Raw genomic sequence first — 15,891 nt, 5'->3', positions numbered from 1 at the left:
CACCTTTTCAGTGCCATCATCCATTTTAGCTTCTTTATTTACAGAAGACCATATGTAATTTCTCAATAGAACATGACGTCATGATAAGAGCCTGTTACAATAAGAAACGTGTAGAAAAGGAGGCGTTGTTAAAATGGAATTTACAATGAAGGAAAATAGTTTTATGACAGATCTTGAATATGGTCAGTTAGAGGTTTCTGGAAATGCAGAATATGGTTTCAGACCATACCAACTTCTTGTATCCTCTGTAGCAGTATGCAGTGGGGGAGTGCTTAGAAAGATATTAGAAAAGAAACGGATCTCTTATAACGATATTCGTATCCACGCTGACGTAAAAAGAAATGAAGCTGGAGCAAATGAGGTAACAGACATCCATTTACACTTTAAGCTTTATGAGGTTGATACTACGAAAGAGAAGTTAGAGAAGATCTTTGAACTAACTAGAAAGAATTGTCCTATTTATCAATCTGTAAAGGACTCCATTCGCATTACTGAGACATTTGAATGTATATAATTTGATAAAAAGCCATTAGTGGTAATATATAAAATGATATCTTCAGGGAAAACATATTTGAATTAAGATACAATTTTTTTTTTGAAAGATGGGTATTTAACAATGTACGAGCAATTATCACTCCCGTTTTTATTAGGACACCGCTATTACAAGAAGCTTACTGGAAATTGCCATCATTTTTTTCAGTAAGCTTAAAACTGTAAGTGGTGTTTTTCTTTCTTGGTTTTTAGATAAAGAAGGGGATAAGCATGTCACAATCAAAGCAGATGGATTTTACAAATGGCAAGATTATGAAGAAGATGATTCTTTTTTCTTGGCCAATTTTTCTTACTAATTTACTTCAGACATCCTATCAGTTTATTGATTCTTTATGGGTAGGGAATTTATTAGGGCCTAGTGCATTAGGAGCTACTACGATCTCCGCAACAGTTGTTTTCACAACACTTTCTTTTATTATTGGTATTAATAGTGCAACGTTGACAGTTATTAGTCAAAGACGAGGAGCCAATGATGAGGAAGGGTTAAAGGATTCTTTAAATGCGTTCGTATTCGTATTGGGAACGTTAGCTATTTTACTTGGAATGTTAGGGTTTCTATTTTCAGGGACAATTCTACAAGTCATGGGAACGCATGATGAGATTTTACCTTTGGCGCAGTCTTACTTACAAATTAACTTTATCGGGATCTTATTTTTATTTGGTTACAATTTTATCGGTACAGTTCTAAGAGCATTAGGTGACAGTCGTACACCGATACGCTTTATCATAATTGCAGTGATTCTGAATGCGATACTAGATCCACTTTTTATCCATGTGTTTCAGTGGGGAATTGAGGGGGCAGCTTATGCAACGATTATTTCGCAAGGTATAGCATTTGTTTATGGGTTATGGTACTCCATTAATAGAGCCAATGTTCCATTTCAAATTCCTACTTTGCCTGAAAAGAGATATTTTCTAGTTTTATTTAAGATGGGCCTCCCAGCGGGATTATCAATGATGGCCATATCAGGGGGGATTTTGGCTATTATGACGGTAGTCACTAGCTATGGTGAGGAAGTAGTAGCTGGATTTGGAGCTGCACAGAGGTTAGATAGCTTAATTATGCTCCCTGCATTAACGCTAGGTTCAGCTGTAAATAGTATGGCTGGCCAAAACATAGGGGCGAAACTATGGGATCGAGTAAATGAAATAGCAAAACAGGCATTGTTTCTAATCGTTCTTGTTTCAGTAACTATTAGTACAATCATTTTTTTTGGAGCAGAATATTTTATCCGCATGTTTGTTCAAGATGAAGAAACCGTGCAGTTTGGAACGATGTATGTAAAAACCGTCGCGTTTTTTTATCCTTTTTTAGGAGTAAACTTTGTATTAAATGGCATAGCAAGAGCGGCCGGTGCGATGTTTCCTGTGTTAATTTTAAATATCATCTCTTTTTGGATTTTACGCTATCCTTTGACAGCAGTCTTTTCGGCTTGGTTAGGTGAAAGCGGGATTGCCTTAGGAATGGGAGTTAGCTTTATCATTAGCAGTGTAATCGCTGTTGGTTACTATTTCCTCGGAAATTGGCGAAACATAAGTGAGAATATTGGAGGAAATACGGAAAATAAACACAAAAAAGAGGATTCATAGGTGAAAGTAGAATAGAGGGTAAGGAAATGAAGTCATTATTTATTAGATCCTTCAGTTATTTAGTCGGATTAATGATTGTTTCGTTTGGTGTCACATTAACAATACTAGCAGGTCTTGGGGCAGGTGCGTGGGATGCATTAAATGTCGGGCTTGCGTATGTAACTCCATTTTCAGTTGGGAATTGGGTTATTTTTGTAGGCGTCATACTCATTTTTATTAATTCTGTGCTAACCAGATCAAGACCCGTTTTAGTCTCACTTATTACGATTTTGTTATTAGGTTATTTCATCGATTTCTGGCTTCTAATTGTCTTCCCTCAAACATTAATTAATGAATTCTTTTTGCAAATGGTTATTTTATTGGTGGGGGTTGTAATCCTTGCTTGCGGGGCTTCTATTTATATGCAGGCTAAATTTGCTTTAATCCCCATTGACGGCTTTATGTTTGCTTTAAGGGATGTATTAGGTGTGAAAATCATGTTTGCAAAAACGATAGCAGAAGTTATAGCTTTAGTAGCTGCCGTCATTGTAGGAGGGCCAATTGGATTAGGGACAATTATCGTCACATTTTCACTTGGTCCATTGATCCAATGGTTTTACCCCCACTTTGAAAAGAGACTTAATTGGGAAGTTGTTCAATAATAGGAAGGGCTTAACCTTGTGCGATTATTAAGGTTAAGCCCTTTGTAGCATGAATCGCTAAAATAAGTGTAATGTTGTTTGATCTGTTAAAGTGAAATTCTTTGTCGTACATAAACGTTATCAAAAAATAAAGCTTACGGTAGCGATGGATAATATTTGTCTCAAAGATCACACTATAAAAAAACAATGTCCCTAATTGAAATGAGGAGGTATAAAAATGAAACGAGTAATTATAGCGCTTCTTGCGATCTTTTTATTGGCTGCATCAACAAATGTTTTTGCAGAAGGTGAAGGGAAGAAAGAAGAAGAAAAAGGGTTTAAAATTCCTGACTCTGTCCTTAAAATTTCAAAAGAAAACACGTACACGAACCCAACACAAGACTTACCTTATTTACAGCCAAGTGAACTTGCTAAAGAATTATTGGATTCTGCAGGAGTAACGATTGAAAATCCTGATTTAATTCGGATATTAAATGAATCAACGGTTAATGATTCGAAATTAGCTTTAGGTTTCCGTGCCTCAATTTACTTAGGCGAATGGCCGCTTGCCTATGAATCTGACGGGACGGAAGTGAACTGGGAATATCAAAAAGTAAATACAAATTATGCTGATAATCGTGGCGGTCGTTCCCCGCAAAAAATCACTTATTTGCAAGAACAACAAAAGAAAGTTAATGGTGGATTAACGGCGAAGATTCCCAATAGCGAAGCAGTAAAAAAAATGATGATGATTAAAGCGACAGAACACACAAGTTTACCTTTATCTTTTGAAACGGTAATCGGTCAAGGAACGAGAAAGAATAACACGTACAATGTTGCACCAAAACAAGTAGGTTATTTGCATAGTTATGTTCCTGCAGCTAACGAAAAAGGGAAAGTAACATATGGTGAAGTTTATTTAACATTTAAGGGAGGGAAGCGAAAATTAGAAGTAAAAAATGTTACTCAGCAAGGAATTGGAGCTTGGATTCCTGTTCAGGACCATCTTTCCTTTACGTTTGTAGCGGCAAACCAACCTAAATAATACAAGGAAAGAAGAGAGATTGTCTCAACTAGGTGTAAACCCCAAGCTCACAATAGATAGTGTGAGCTATACAATGAGTGTACATATATTGTAGCTCATGATGGGGGAAGATCCTTATGAGATAACTCTCTTTCTTAATTAAAGGTTCGATTTTCTTTTCGTAAAGTCAATGTCATTATAATAGGCATCTTTAACTAAAACATTCGGGCCAAGACATTTAACTGATGGGCAATGGCAGTTGAGTGATTTTGCAAGATCAGAACCGATCCAAGTTGAATAAGCCTTCTGTAATGTAGTCGTTTTAATATTTCCTAGTGGAGGAGTATCACCAAAGTCAGTAACAATGATATTGCCATCAAAAATATTCACGTTTAGCCTTGAACGGCCATCCGGATCATTACGAACAGTTACATTCTTAGCTGAATAAAGACGTTTTTGTAAAAGCAAATCTTCTGTCTCTTCACTACAAGGATAAAACGGAAGTGTTCCAAATAACATCCAAACATCTTGATTACGTACATCTAAAAGACGGTGAATACCTGAACGAATTTCTTTAAGGGAAGCAACTTCCAAATGGCTAGCAAAGTCACTTGGGTACATAGGGTGTACTTCGTGACGCTGGCAGCCCATTTCTACAATTTGCTCATGGATCTTCTCAAGATGCGGAAGGGTTCGCTTATTGAGCATCGTTTCAGCAGATACAATAACGCCTTGACTTGTTAGGGCTTTTGCATTTTCAATCATTCGGTTAAATAACTTTGCTCGTTGATCAAAACTAGGTTTTCGGTCCATTACAGCAAACCCAATTTCTGCAAAATCCTCGAAGCTACCATAATTGTGTGAAATATGGAGAACATCTAAATAAGGGACGATTTGTTCATATCGTTTTAAATCAAGAGTTAAATTTGAATTAATTTGCGTTCTGACACCCCTATCATGAGCATATTTCAACAGGGGAACGACGTACTGTTCAACAGACTGCCTAGAGAGCATTGGTTCCCCACCTGTAATACTAAATGCTCGTAAAGTAGGGATTTCATCTAACCGTTTTATTAATAAATCAATAGGTAGTGGATCAGGGTCTTTAGAAGTCAAAGTATATCCAACGGCACAGTGCTCACAGCGCATATTACATAAAGTCGTTGTTGTAAATTCAATATTTGTAAGTGCTAGCTTACCAAATTCTTTTATATCTTCATACGCTTCCCATGGATCATGAGAAGGGGTTATTTTTGGATAAATATCAATCACAAAGATCGTACTCCTTTAACGAATTACTCCATTTATCATAACGTAAAAGCAAGTGTTTCAAAAGGGCAACTTTCCGATGTTTGGCGTTTCGTTGTATCGAAGGAAAGAATCTGTTACACTTTACACATTAAAAATAGATTGTTTCATGAAAAAGGAGCGAACGTAATTGGGTGGACCTATACATGATAAAAAAGAACAAATGACTTATTTACAAAATAGACTTGATATGGTGATGACGGTTCTAGATACGATAGACCCTGAAGAAGCTGGTGTAGAAGATATTGACCGTTTGCTTGCTATGCTTGATGATATTGAAACAAAGTGTAAGCAATTCCGTCATGATTGGTCAGAATAAGGAGTTTTAAATTTATGAATTTATATCTGATCAGACATGGTGAATCAGAAGGCAATGTAAGTGGCAAGATTCAAGGGTGCGAGGATTATCCACTATCTGATCTTGGTCAGCAACAAGTTAGTCTCGTAGCAAATTATTTCAAAGATATTCAACTCGATTATCTTTATAGTAGTGATTTAACACGGGCCTATCATACAGCTAAAGCGATTGGTGCAATTAAAAATCGGACGATTCATAAGTGGGAAAAAGTAAGAGAAGTGTATCTTGGTCCACTTCAAGGTTTAACCCGATCGGAGATTTACGCAAGTTTCCCACAAACTAAAGAGAAATCCATCCTTACTTCTGGAGTTCAAGGAACTGAAACCGTTCAAGAGTTAACTGGACGTTGTCAGCACATTGTAGAACAAATGTTACTTGCCCATCAAGAGGACCATGTTGGAATCGTGTCACATGGTGGATTCATTAGTATTTTCCTTATGTATCTTTTGATAGGAGAGAAGTGGCATACTTTTCACCGACCATTTCAAATTGATAATACAAGCATTACCCGTATTGAGTGGTCGAAAAGAAATAGTAAACCACTTATCCATTATACGAATAAAACAACACACTTAGAATCTTTAGTTGATCGACAGATGAAAAAGGAGTTACTTTAGAGGGGTGTCTCAAGGTCAAAAACCGACCTTTGGGACACCCCGTTTTTTACTGACTGAAAAAAAAGGAGTACGAATTTTTATCTATTTTTGAACGCGCTTCCACTTAGGACTTTCGGAATTTTTGGACTAGCATTATAATAGTATTGGGATTATTTATGCTTGTACCAAAAGGGAGATGGATGATATGAAGAAATTTGAAGAAAGTATGTACCAGCTTATCGTTGAAACATCTACAAATCTACCAAATGATGTGCGCCGAGCTATTGCAAAGGCAAAAGCAAAAGAGAATGCTGGAACGCGCGCAGCATTATCACTATCGACAATTACAGAAAATATCGGAATGGCAGACGAAAATGTATCTCCAATTTGTCAAGATACAGGAATGCCGACCTTTGAAGTAAAGGTTCCAGTTGGTGTGAACCAAATTGAAATGAAAAAAGCTATTTATGTTGCAGTAGAAAGAGCAACAAAAGACACAAAACTTCGTCCGAACTCTGTTGATTCACTTACGGGAAAAAATTCAGGTAATAACCTTGGAGAAGGAACCCCTGTGATTCATTTTGAACAGTGGGAAAAGGATGTTATTGATGTACGTTTAATTTTAAAAGGTGGAGGCTGTGAAAACAAAAATATCCAATACAGCTTGCCAGCCGAATTGGAAGGTTTAGGACGTGCTGGTCGTGATTTAGATGGAATTCGTAAATGTATTATGCACTCTGTTTATCAAGCACAAGGACAAGGCTGTAGCGCCGGCTTTATCGGTGTTGGTATTGGGGGAGATCGTACTACAAGTTATTCATTAGCAAAAGAACAACTATTCCGTACGGTTGATGATGTAAATGAGAATGAAGAACTTCAAAAGCTTGAAGACTATGTTTTGGAAAATGCTAATAAACTTGGGATTGGAACGATGGGATTTGGTGGAGAAGCCACGTTACTTGGCTGTAAAATCGGTGCAATGAATCGTTTGCCAGCTAGTTTCTTCGTTTCAGTTGCTTACAACTGTTGGGCTTATCGTCGTTTAGGTGTCATTCTAGATCAAGAGACGGGAGATATTAAAGAGTGGCTCTATAAAGATGGCGAAAAGGTTGATCTGAATAAGGTAGAACAAGAAGTGGCGGCTGCTGAAGAAAGTGCAGGTGAAGTAAGAGAGGTCGTTCTTGAAGCGCCAATAACTGAGGAGCAAATCCGCGAACTAAAAGTGGGAGATGTTGTTATAATTAACGGTATGATGCATACAGGACGTGATGCGATTCACCATCACCTAATGGATCATGATGCACCGATTGATTTAAATGGTCAAGTCATTTACCACTGTGGTCCTGTTATGATGAAAGATGATCAAGGAGAGTGGCACGTAAAAGCTGCAGGGCCTACTACAAGCATTCGTGAAGAGCCTTACCAAGGCGATATCATGAAGAAATTTGGAATCCGCGCTGTAATCGGTAAAGGCGGTATGGGACCAAAAACTCTTAAAGCCCTTGGTGAGCATGGGGGCGTATATCTTAATGCAATTGGTGGAGCTGCTCAATACTACGCAGACTGTATTAAGAAAGTAAAAGGAGTAGATCTCTTGGATTTTGGAATTCCAGAGGCAATGTGGCATCTGGAAGTAGAGGGCTTTGCTGCGATTGTTACGATGGATTCTCATGGAAATAGTTTGCATGCTGAGGTTGATAAATCCTCGCTTGAAAAGTTAGCACAGTTTAAAGAGCCTGTCTTTAAATAATGAAGGAAAAGGAGAAGCCGTACGTAATGGGGCTTCTCCTTTTTTGAAGCAACGGTTAAACAGCAAACATAGTTGCGATGGCTCCACAAGCTGCACGCCTATAGGAGAAAACCACTCCTTTAGGTTAAAAATAAGGCAGCGGTTCCGCACACGCAAGGTAGAAACAAAAGGAGAAGGTCGCTCCTTTTGTTTCTACCTGTAATCATACATAAAGGATTCCTCCGGTGATAAACTAACAAAAAAATGAGGGAGTCTGATACTTAATGCTTAAGAAAACTACAGTTATAACTATGCTTATTTTTGCAGTACTCTTTGGCTTCGGCGCTACATTCGCTGCTGCTTATAGCAATACAGTCCATAATTGGAATTATAAGCCAGAGAGAGACAATAAACCGGTTACAACTGAGCCTTTATACCTTGAGCTATTAGAAAAAACGAATGGGCTTTTTATTGGCGATACGTCAAAAAAGGAGCTCTATTTGACCTTTGATAATGGCTATGAAAATGGATATACCGAGAAAGTTCTTGACGTTTTAAAAGAAAAGGAAGTACCCGCAGCCTTTTTTGTAACAGGGCATTATTTAAACGCTGCTCCTGACCTTATTCAAAGAATGGTTGATGAAGGACATATTGTCGGTAACCACTCATGGCACCATCCAAGCTTACCTGAGGTTGGGGATGGCCGGTTAACAAATGAATTAACCAAAGTAAAAGAGCGCTTTACTCAGCTTACAGGTGTAAAGGAAATGCATTATTTACGTCCACCAAGAGGCCAATTTAGTGAACGTTCATTAGTCCTTTCAGAAAAGCTAGGCTATACAAATGTCTTTTGGTCCATGGCATATAAAGATTGGGAAGTAGATAAGCAAAAGGGTGGGGATTATGCATATAATCAAATTATGAAAAGAATTCATCCAGGAGCAATAATGTTAATTCATTCTGTTTCGAGTGATAATGCAGAAGCATTACCTCGTGTTATAGATGACGCGAGACAACAAGGTTATGAATTTAAAAGTCTGGACGATTTAATGTTCCAGAAGCAGACAGCTGAGTGGCCATTCCTTTAAGCTAAGTTTGTTTTAATAGGGCGGATGAAATGGAACGTAACGGTTAGGATTCTAAAAATACAAAAATAGATCAGTCTCTCATCTTTCTATGAGGGACTGATCTAAATAATTAGTTAGCAAAACTTTGCTGACCAATTGCTGATGCAATTGCTTCAAGTGTACTTACATCGGTTACATCAAATGCAATTGGCTGACGACTTCGAACAACCATCATTCCAATTTCTTCTTCCAGTGAATTTGTAATAGGGAACTTTAATTCTCCGTTACATTCCCATTTAATATCATCTTCAAAAGAAGAGGCTGCAACCAGTTTGTGATCCAAGTTTTCGTACATATAAATTCCGACCCAGTCAATGTAAAGAACTTGCTCTACAAGGCTTTCTACGGTCTTATTAAAAATAGACTGTAAACTTTCACGTTTATATACGTGGGCCATAATTTGTAATGATGCTACATCTGTAGGTATAGACAAAATAATCTCTCCTCTTTTCAAATCTCTGTGTCTATTTTAGCAGATGTACACGTACTTTCGGTCTAGTAAGTTTAGGAAGAAATGTGCGAACATGCTATAATAGGGAACGCTATGATAGAACGGAGTGATTAAATGAACCAAAAACCGATACACAAGTCAATTGATATGAAAAAAGGCCAACAATTTCCACTAACGATTAAACGACTTGGCATCAATGGGGAAGGGGTAGGGTATTTTAAAAAGCAAGTTGTGTTTGTTCCGGGAGCTCTTCCAAATGAAGAAGTTGTTGCTGAAGTGACAAAAGTAAACCCAAGGTTTGCAGAAGCGAAAGTGGTCAAAATTCGTAAGCGCTCAAAAGAGAGGATTAAGCCACCTTGCCCAGTATATGAACAATGCGGTGGATGTCAATTACAACATATGAACTATAGTGCTACACTCCGTGAAAAACGAGATATTGTCAGGCAAGCTTTTGAGCGACATACGAGGCTGAACATGAATCAATTATCAATCCAAGAAACAATTGGAATGGAGGATCCTTGGGATTATCGTAATAAGAGTCAGCTGCAAGTGGCAAAACGTGGTGAAGAAGTAATTGCAGGACTGTACGCAATGAATTCTCATAAATTGATCGATCTGACTCAATGTAAGGTTCAACATAAAGCGACAAATAAAGTAACTGAAGTTGTAAAACAAATTTTAGCAGACCTTAATATATCGATTTACAATGAGCGGAAGCATAAAGGTGTGATTCGAACAATTGTTACTAGGGTCAGCTTTGAAACCGGTCAGGTTCAGGTTGTTCTAATTACAAAGGAAGAAGAATTACCTCGGAAAGAGGCCATTGTGTCAGAAATTCAAAAGCGTCTACCAGAAGTAACCTCTATTATTCAAAATATAAATTACCAGAAAACGTCCATTATTTTTGGCGAGAAAACAGTTCATTTAGCTGGAGAGGAAGTCATTGAAGAAAAATTGGGCGATTTATCCTTTACGTTGTCAGCACGTGCCTTTTTCCAGCTGAATCCTATTCAAACAGTAAAACTTTATAATGAAGTAAAACGCGCGGCTGCCTTAACCGGAAAGGAACGAGTCGTTGACGCTTATTGTGGTGTGGGAACAATCGGATTATGGCTGGCAAGTGATGCTGCTGAGGTGAGAGGAATGGATGTAATCACGGCTGCCATTGAAGATGCTAGAGTTAATGCGAAAAATCATCGATTTCATCATGTGAGCTATGAAGTAGGAAAGGCAGAAACGTTGCTTCCTCTTTGGCAGAAGGAGGGATGGAAGCCTGATGTGGTTGTCGTTGATCCCCCAAGAACTGGATGTGACGATAAGCTGATCCAAACGATTATTGAAGTAAAACCGAAACGGATGGTTTATGTATCCTGTAATCCTTCAACATTAGCAAAGGATGTTGACCGTTTATGTAAAAAAGGATATAAAGTCAAATCGATTCAACCGATTGATATGTTTCCATGGACAGCACAAGTAGAAAGTGTAACTGAGTTAGTGAGAGAAAAATGATTAGACGAATGCTTGAAATGATTCGATCGGAACGTCTGCCATTTGGAGTGGAGTCTAATCAAATAGAACAATATAAAAGTTACTATGATCTGCAAATTAAAGATTGCAACCATCTTTACGGATACATAGCATTTGCAGATTACGATATATTTGTTCAACAATTCAAGCCTAATTTTTCAAGTAAGACGGTCTTATTGATTCATGGGTATTTAGACCATGCCGCATCATTAAATAAGGCTATACGTAAGCTCGTTGAGAATCAATATGAGGTTATCGTTTATGATTTGCCAGGGCACGGGCTTTCTAGTGGGGAGCGTATGTCTATCAATAGTTTTCATGACTATTTTAACACGGCAAAGGAGTTATATGATTTCTTTTTTTTAAAGGGAGAAGCGCCACTATTGGTCGCACATAGTACTGGTGGGGCAATAGCGCTTCATTTAGTCAAAAGTAAGAAAGTAGATTTTTCAAAAATGGTCTTAGTTGCACCATTGTTTCGCCCTTATCTCTGGAGAACTTCAACGTTAGGGCTATTCTTAACGAAGCCGTTTCTCAAGAAATTAAAAAGAGTATATTCAAAAAATTCCAGTGACGAGGAATATCTTGCTTTTACAAAAATGGATCCCCTACAAGAAAAGGTGCTGCCAGTAAGCTGGCTCCATGCCTTAGGTGAATGGTTAAAAGGAGAGTCGTACGAGATAAAAGACGACATATCATTTTTAATGATCCAAGGGAGTAAAGATCGGACAGTCGATGTTGCCTTTGGCGAAAAACAAGTAAAGGCAATGTATCCAAATAGCCAAATTGTTCGAATTTATGAGGGAAGTCACCAGCTTTTTAATGAAGAATTTGTGATTAGAAACCAAACATTCTATATTATGCTGAAATATCTTAAGCAATAAACCTAATCGCTACATCTTTTAAAAGCCGTGAGAGGAGCGGTCTTCTCCTATCACGGCGAGTAGCGAATCTGACTTTTGAGTCACCTACTAAACGGGTTAATCATCTACTGTAGTAGATCTCATATTCATTTGTTCTGCTTGCCGGTAAGCATCAACCATTCCCCAAATCCACATTATGGGATAGGTGATAAAACCGATAATAATGAACATTAATAGTGCGTTAATAAATTGAATAATCATAAACGCAATGCCTTTACTGATTTGACCGTTATAAATTTGACCAAGCCCACACCAAAGAGCGCTTAGTACAGCAGCCAAACCAGGGCTTTTAGGGGGATGAGTTGGACCATTAGACATGTATATACCTCCTTTTATAGCTGTTATTACAGGTTATTTACGGTAAAGGAAAAACATGACTTTCTTTTAGTGGGACAGGAAGTAAAAATGAGGAGGAACAAATAGAACGTGTGAAACTAACAGAAGACCTTACGTTTTTTTGGGTTATTCACGGACTATGGTTTCCTTAATTAATAGAGAAGGTGACAATCCCGAGTATGTGTAAGGGGTGTCACCTTTTTTAAAGCTATTATTTTATAGATGTACTAACATTTACTATCTAGCATAGTGTTAGTAAAGAGTGACTATTAAATCGGGAATAATATGGAGATCGTTTAAGTCAAACTGATAGAAGAAGTAGGAGGATTTTCTAAACCTTTGTTGTTTGTCCGAGCTATACAGAGTAGTTGTGTCAGGATCCTCAAGCAAGAGGTTGGAAATGGATGCCTAAGACATTTGGAGCTTCAGTTATTTCTTCTTTTCTAGTTTATCAAATTAAGGAGGTTATCGTTGGAATTTGTCGAATGGTTAAGTAATAATTGTTTAGTAATATTTAAAGAAGGAGGAGAAACATGAACCTTTATAAAGCTCATTTTGTCCATCCACATACGCAAATTCCGTTAATTGTTTATTTTAATGAAAGCAATGGACATGTAACATTTGAGAAAGACAACGAAGTATTAGAAATTTTGCTTGAGTTAACTGAAGGGATGGCTGCCAACAGAAAGTTTCTAGAAAACATGAACCTTACTTCAAATATTTGTGAAACGCAATATCCAGTAAACTCTTTTCATGAGTTATATGATTTTCTCGAGGCGTTAGGAGTACATAAGGACGATTTATCTTTTCAACAATTATTCATTCATTAAAGGAGGATTAGATGAAAATAGTCATAACCCGTCATTTACCGAATGACGTAACAAAGGAACTTGTTGACAATTTTGATGTAGTGATGTGGGAAAAAGAGAATGAACCGATGCCAAGGAAAAAGCTACTAGAGGAAATTAAGGATGCTGATGGCTTATTCACGAATGTGGCTGATCAAATCGACTACGAACTTTTAGAAAGGGCACCAAAACTAAAAGTAATTAGTACAATGGCAGTCGGATATGACAATATTGATCTAAATGAAGCTAGAAATAGGGGGATTGTTGTTGGTCATACACCAGGAGTTTTAACTGAAGCAACAGCGGATTTAACGTTTGCTCTTTTGATGGCTGCAGGGCGAAGAATTGTGGAAGGGATGGATGTTATTAGGCAGAATGAATGGAACAGTTGGGGCCCGTTTTTCTTAACTGGACAAGAAATTTATAAGAAAACAATCGGAATTATCGGTATGGGCAGGATTGGTTTAGGTGTTGCTAGAAGAGCAAAAGGCTTCTCTATGGATATCCTTTATCACAATAGAAGTAGGAATAAAGAAGCAGAGCAAGAGCTAAAAGCAACATATAGTGAATTAGAAGATTTGTTAACAAAAGCAGATTATATCGTTCTATTAGCTCCTTCGACAAAAGATACATATAAAATGCTTGGAACAGCAGAGTTTGCCAAAATGAAAAATACTGCTGTGTTTGTTAATACATCAAGAGGAACAAGCGTTGATGAGGAAGCATTGTATCATGCTCTCCAATCTGGGGAGATTTTTGCGGCTGGTTTAGATGTATTTGATCCGGAGCCTATCGATTCTGAACACCCTTTATTAAAACTAAGAAATGTCACTGTTTTACCTCATATTGGGAGTGCTGCAACTGAAACAAGGCTCGAAATGGCTAGATTAGCTTGTAAAAACTTGCGTAATGGACTCAAAGGACAACCATTAGTACATGAGGTAAAATAAATTTCAAAAATAAGCACCACGGAACGAAACCCTGGAAGAATCCACCTTTCTGCCAAGGTTTTTCGCTTCCCAAGTGCTTTTTTATATTTTACAATCTACTTTAGGTAGCTTTATGCTAAAACGTGTACCAATTCCTTGCTTACTCTCTACCTCTATTTCTCCGCGCATGGCTTTAATAATACTATACACAACCATCGTCCCAAGGCCTGTTCCTGTTGTTTTTGTAGAATAGTAGGGAGTCCCTAATCTCCGGACTTGATCGTTACTCATTCCTATTCCTGTATCTTGTATATCAATGACAGTTTGTTCATTTGATTGATGCAAGTTAATTGTTAATTGTCCGCTGCCAGGCATAGCTTCAATTCCATTTTTGATAATATTAATAAGACATTGATGAAATTTTTGCCGTTCTCCCGCAACGAATAGATTCTCTGCCTTGAATAAGTGAATGGTTATATTTCGCATCGTTGCATAAGGTGATACGATTTTCATCACATAATCAATCTCTTTATTTAGCTCAAGAAGCTCAACGTTTTCAAGAGATGGTTTTGCAAACGTTAAATAATCAGAGATAATAACTTCTGCTCGTTCCAACTCATTTAGAGATAGGCGAATATAAAACTCTTTTTTATCATCTGAAATTGTTTTATCTTGTAAAAGTTGAAGAAATCCCTTTGTTACAGTTAGGGGATTTCTAACTTCGTGTGAAATACTTGCTGCCATTTCACTAACAACTTTTAGCTTCTCTAACTCTTTTAATTCGCTTAACATATGGCTTTCGATTTTGGCTCGTTCAATAAATAGAATAAATAAAGCGATGGCTATGACTTGTGTACTATAAAAAAGGATTAATGAGATCCAACCATTACCTGTTAGATTTACATTAAAGAAATAAATAACAGTTAAGATTAAAACGACACTCGTCGCCATTGCTAAGATGGCCAAAATTAGTTTATTTTTAAATTTCGTTGCTGCTTGGAAGCGTGGAGTAAGATAGATCAATCCAATAAACATTAACACGTAAATAATCAGAGATGAATAAAAACCTGGACCGTGATCTAATATGAAACGATAAGAGAGTAATACAATTAATAAAGAAACTCCAACTTTGCGGCCACCATATAATATCCCAATAATAAATGGAATTTGTCGAAAGTCGAAATAGAAACCAGGACTAATGGAAAGAGGAAATGTCATACATAAAATAATAGATACTGCTGAGATGATTCCAATTAATATTCCATTTGAGACTTTGTTAATTTTCCCTTCGATATATTTGTGGTAAATAAAGAATAGGAGGAATACAAAAGAGAGGTTTAACAAAAAAATTTGAAGGTCAAAAATAATCTCACTCACAACTTTCCCTCTTTTTCTACATTTTTATCTCTACTACTTCTTTCCTACTAGTTCTTTCTCCTTCTTGACGAAGGAAATTCTCTAAATATGTACTAAAAAGTATGACATCATTTTGACATGTTTGAAATAAAGGGGAGGGGGGACACGGTCTGAACGGGACAAAAAAACCAGCTGACGAATCAGCTGGTTTCTTAATATGATTAGTCTTCATCTACAGGATATACACCATTTTCATCATGAACTTCTCTTCCTGTAATTGGCGGGTTAAATACGCAAACCATACGCATATCTCCCTTTTCACTCGCACGAAGAAGGTGCTCATCGTGCTTATCTAATACATAAATTTCATCTTTTTTGATTGGCCACACTTTGCCATCTGCAAGTGTTTCTACTTCACCTTCACCTTCAATGCAGTATACAGATTCAAGGTGATTTTGGTACCAGATATGAGTTTCTGTACCAGCTTTAATAATTGTATCGTGGACAGAATAACCCATACCTGAATCTTTTAATACAAGACGGCGACTAACCCAAGTTCCTCCGTCGACTTCTTGTTCAGTTCCTATAATATCTTTTAGTTTTACGACTTTCATGAT

At 37.3% G+C, this 15,891-nt stretch carries 17 protein-coding genes; 12 read left to right on the top strand and 5 right to left on the bottom strand.

Translation table 11 applies throughout. The features are described from left to right. Positions 1–133: 133 nt before the first annotated feature. From AC1FXP_RS15005 to AC1FXP_RS14990, 4 genes are all read left to right on the top strand, one after another. Positions 134–514, top strand: a complete 381-nt coding sequence (locus AC1FXP_RS15005; RefSeq protein ID WP_480062732.1) for an OsmC family protein — start codon at positions 134–136, stop codon at positions 512–514. Between the two features lie 248 nt (positions 515–762). Continuing rightward, positions 763–2,142, top strand: coding sequence for an MATE family efflux transporter (locus tag AC1FXP_RS15000; protein ID WP_480062731.1), 1,380 nt, complete (start codon positions 763–765; stop codon positions 2,140–2,142). A 26-nt stretch (positions 2,143–2,168) separates the two neighbouring features. Next, positions 2,169–2,783, top strand: a complete 615-nt coding sequence (locus AC1FXP_RS14995) for a YczE/YyaS/YitT family protein (RefSeq protein ID WP_480062729.1) — start codon at positions 2,169–2,171, stop codon at positions 2,781–2,783. A 217-nt stretch (positions 2,784–3,000) separates the two neighbouring features. After that, complete coding sequence (locus tag AC1FXP_RS14990) at positions 3,001–3,807, top strand: YfkD family protein (protein WP_480062727.1); 807 nt, start codon at positions 3,001–3,003, stop codon at positions 3,805–3,807. A 138-nt stretch (positions 3,808–3,945) separates the two neighbouring features. Here AC1FXP_RS14990 and yfkAB read toward each other — a convergent pair whose 3' ends face one another. Continuing rightward, positions 3,946–5,058 carry a radical SAM/CxCxxxxC motif protein YfkAB gene (gene yfkAB, locus AC1FXP_RS14985; RefSeq protein WP_480062725.1) on the bottom strand — a complete coding sequence of 371 codons (1,113 nt, stop codon included), beginning with the start codon at positions 5,056–5,058 and terminating at the stop codon, positions 3,946–3,948. Between the two features lie 166 nt (positions 5,059–5,224). On the opposite strand from yfkAB, the gene AC1FXP_RS14980 reads away from it, so the two are divergent. The 4 genes from AC1FXP_RS14980 to pdaA all read left to right on the top strand — a co-directional run bounded on the left by AC1FXP_RS14980 (position 5,225) and on the right by pdaA (position 8,865). Continuing rightward, positions 5,225–5,413 carry an SE1561 family protein gene (locus AC1FXP_RS14980; protein WP_480062723.1) on the top strand — a complete coding sequence of 63 codons (189 nt, stop codon included), beginning with the start codon at positions 5,225–5,227 and terminating at the stop codon, positions 5,411–5,413. A 14-nt stretch (positions 5,414–5,427) separates the two neighbouring features. Further along, the gene (locus AC1FXP_RS14975; protein ID WP_480062721.1) at positions 5,428–6,069 is read left to right on the top strand and encodes a histidine phosphatase family protein; all 642 of its coding nucleotides are present in this window, start codon (positions 5,428–5,430) and stop codon (positions 6,067–6,069) included. Between the two features lie 184 nt (positions 6,070–6,253). Then, a complete protein-coding gene (locus AC1FXP_RS14970) occupies positions 6,254–7,798 on the top strand; it encodes a fumarate hydratase (protein WP_480062719.1) in 1,545 nt (514 codons plus the stop codon). Between the two features lie 263 nt (positions 7,799–8,061). Beyond that, complete coding sequence (gene pdaA, locus AC1FXP_RS14965; protein WP_480062717.1) at positions 8,062–8,865, top strand: delta-lactam-biosynthetic de-N-acetylase; 804 nt, start codon at positions 8,062–8,064, stop codon at positions 8,863–8,865. A 109-nt stretch (positions 8,866–8,974) separates the two neighbouring features. Here pdaA and AC1FXP_RS14960 read toward each other — a convergent pair whose 3' ends face one another. Further along, on the bottom strand, positions 8,975–9,337 hold the full coding sequence (locus tag AC1FXP_RS14960) for a GAF domain-containing protein (protein WP_480062715.1): 363 nt from the start codon (positions 9,335–9,337) through the stop codon (positions 8,975–8,977). Between the two features lie 132 nt (positions 9,338–9,469). On the opposite strand from AC1FXP_RS14960, the gene rlmD reads away from it, so the two are divergent. Continuing rightward, the gene (gene rlmD, locus AC1FXP_RS14955; protein WP_480062713.1) at positions 9,470–10,864 is read left to right on the top strand and encodes a 23S rRNA (uracil(1939)-C(5))-methyltransferase RlmD; all 1,395 of its coding nucleotides are present in this window, start codon (positions 9,470–9,472) and stop codon (positions 10,862–10,864) included. Continuing rightward, positions 10,861–11,766 (top strand): alpha/beta fold hydrolase, encoded by a 906-nt coding sequence (locus tag AC1FXP_RS14950; RefSeq protein ID WP_480062711.1) that lies wholly within the window; start codon positions 10,861–10,863, stop codon positions 11,764–11,766. The genes rlmD and AC1FXP_RS14950 overlap by 4 nt, the downstream gene beginning before the upstream one ends. A gap of 96 nt (positions 11,767–11,862) precedes the next feature. Here the strand turns inward: AC1FXP_RS14950 and AC1FXP_RS14945 are convergent, their stop codons facing one another. Further along, entirely contained in the window at positions 11,863–12,123 is a 261-nt protein-coding gene (locus AC1FXP_RS14945) for a hypothetical protein (RefSeq protein WP_480062709.1), read from the bottom strand. A 551-nt stretch (positions 12,124–12,674) separates the two neighbouring features. Between AC1FXP_RS14945 and AC1FXP_RS14940 the strand changes: the two genes are divergently transcribed. After that, complete coding sequence (locus AC1FXP_RS14940) at positions 12,675–12,971, top strand: hypothetical protein (RefSeq protein WP_480062707.1); 297 nt, start codon at positions 12,675–12,677, stop codon at positions 12,969–12,971. An 11-nt stretch (positions 12,972–12,982) separates the two neighbouring features. After that, positions 12,983–13,939 carry a 2-hydroxyacid dehydrogenase gene (locus AC1FXP_RS14935; RefSeq protein WP_480062705.1) on the top strand — a complete coding sequence of 319 codons (957 nt, stop codon included), beginning with the start codon at positions 12,983–12,985 and terminating at the stop codon, positions 13,937–13,939. A gap of 81 nt (positions 13,940–14,020) precedes the next feature. Here the strand turns inward: AC1FXP_RS14935 and AC1FXP_RS14930 are convergent, their stop codons facing one another. Both AC1FXP_RS14930 and AC1FXP_RS14925 read right to left on the bottom strand, forming a co-directional pair. Then, positions 14,021–15,295 carry an ATP-binding protein gene (locus AC1FXP_RS14930; protein WP_480062703.1) on the bottom strand — a complete coding sequence of 425 codons (1,275 nt, stop codon included), beginning with the start codon at positions 15,293–15,295 and terminating at the stop codon, positions 14,021–14,023. Positions 15,296–15,495: 200 nt separating this feature from the next. Next, entirely contained in the window at positions 15,496–15,888 is a 393-nt protein-coding gene (locus AC1FXP_RS14925; protein WP_480062701.1) for an ectoine synthase, read from the bottom strand. Positions 15,889–15,891: the final 3 nt, after the last annotated feature.

This window comes from Halalkalibacter sp. HAAS-P013, from assembly GCF_056619925.1.
This window is presented reverse-complemented; position numbering and strand designations above follow the sequence as displayed.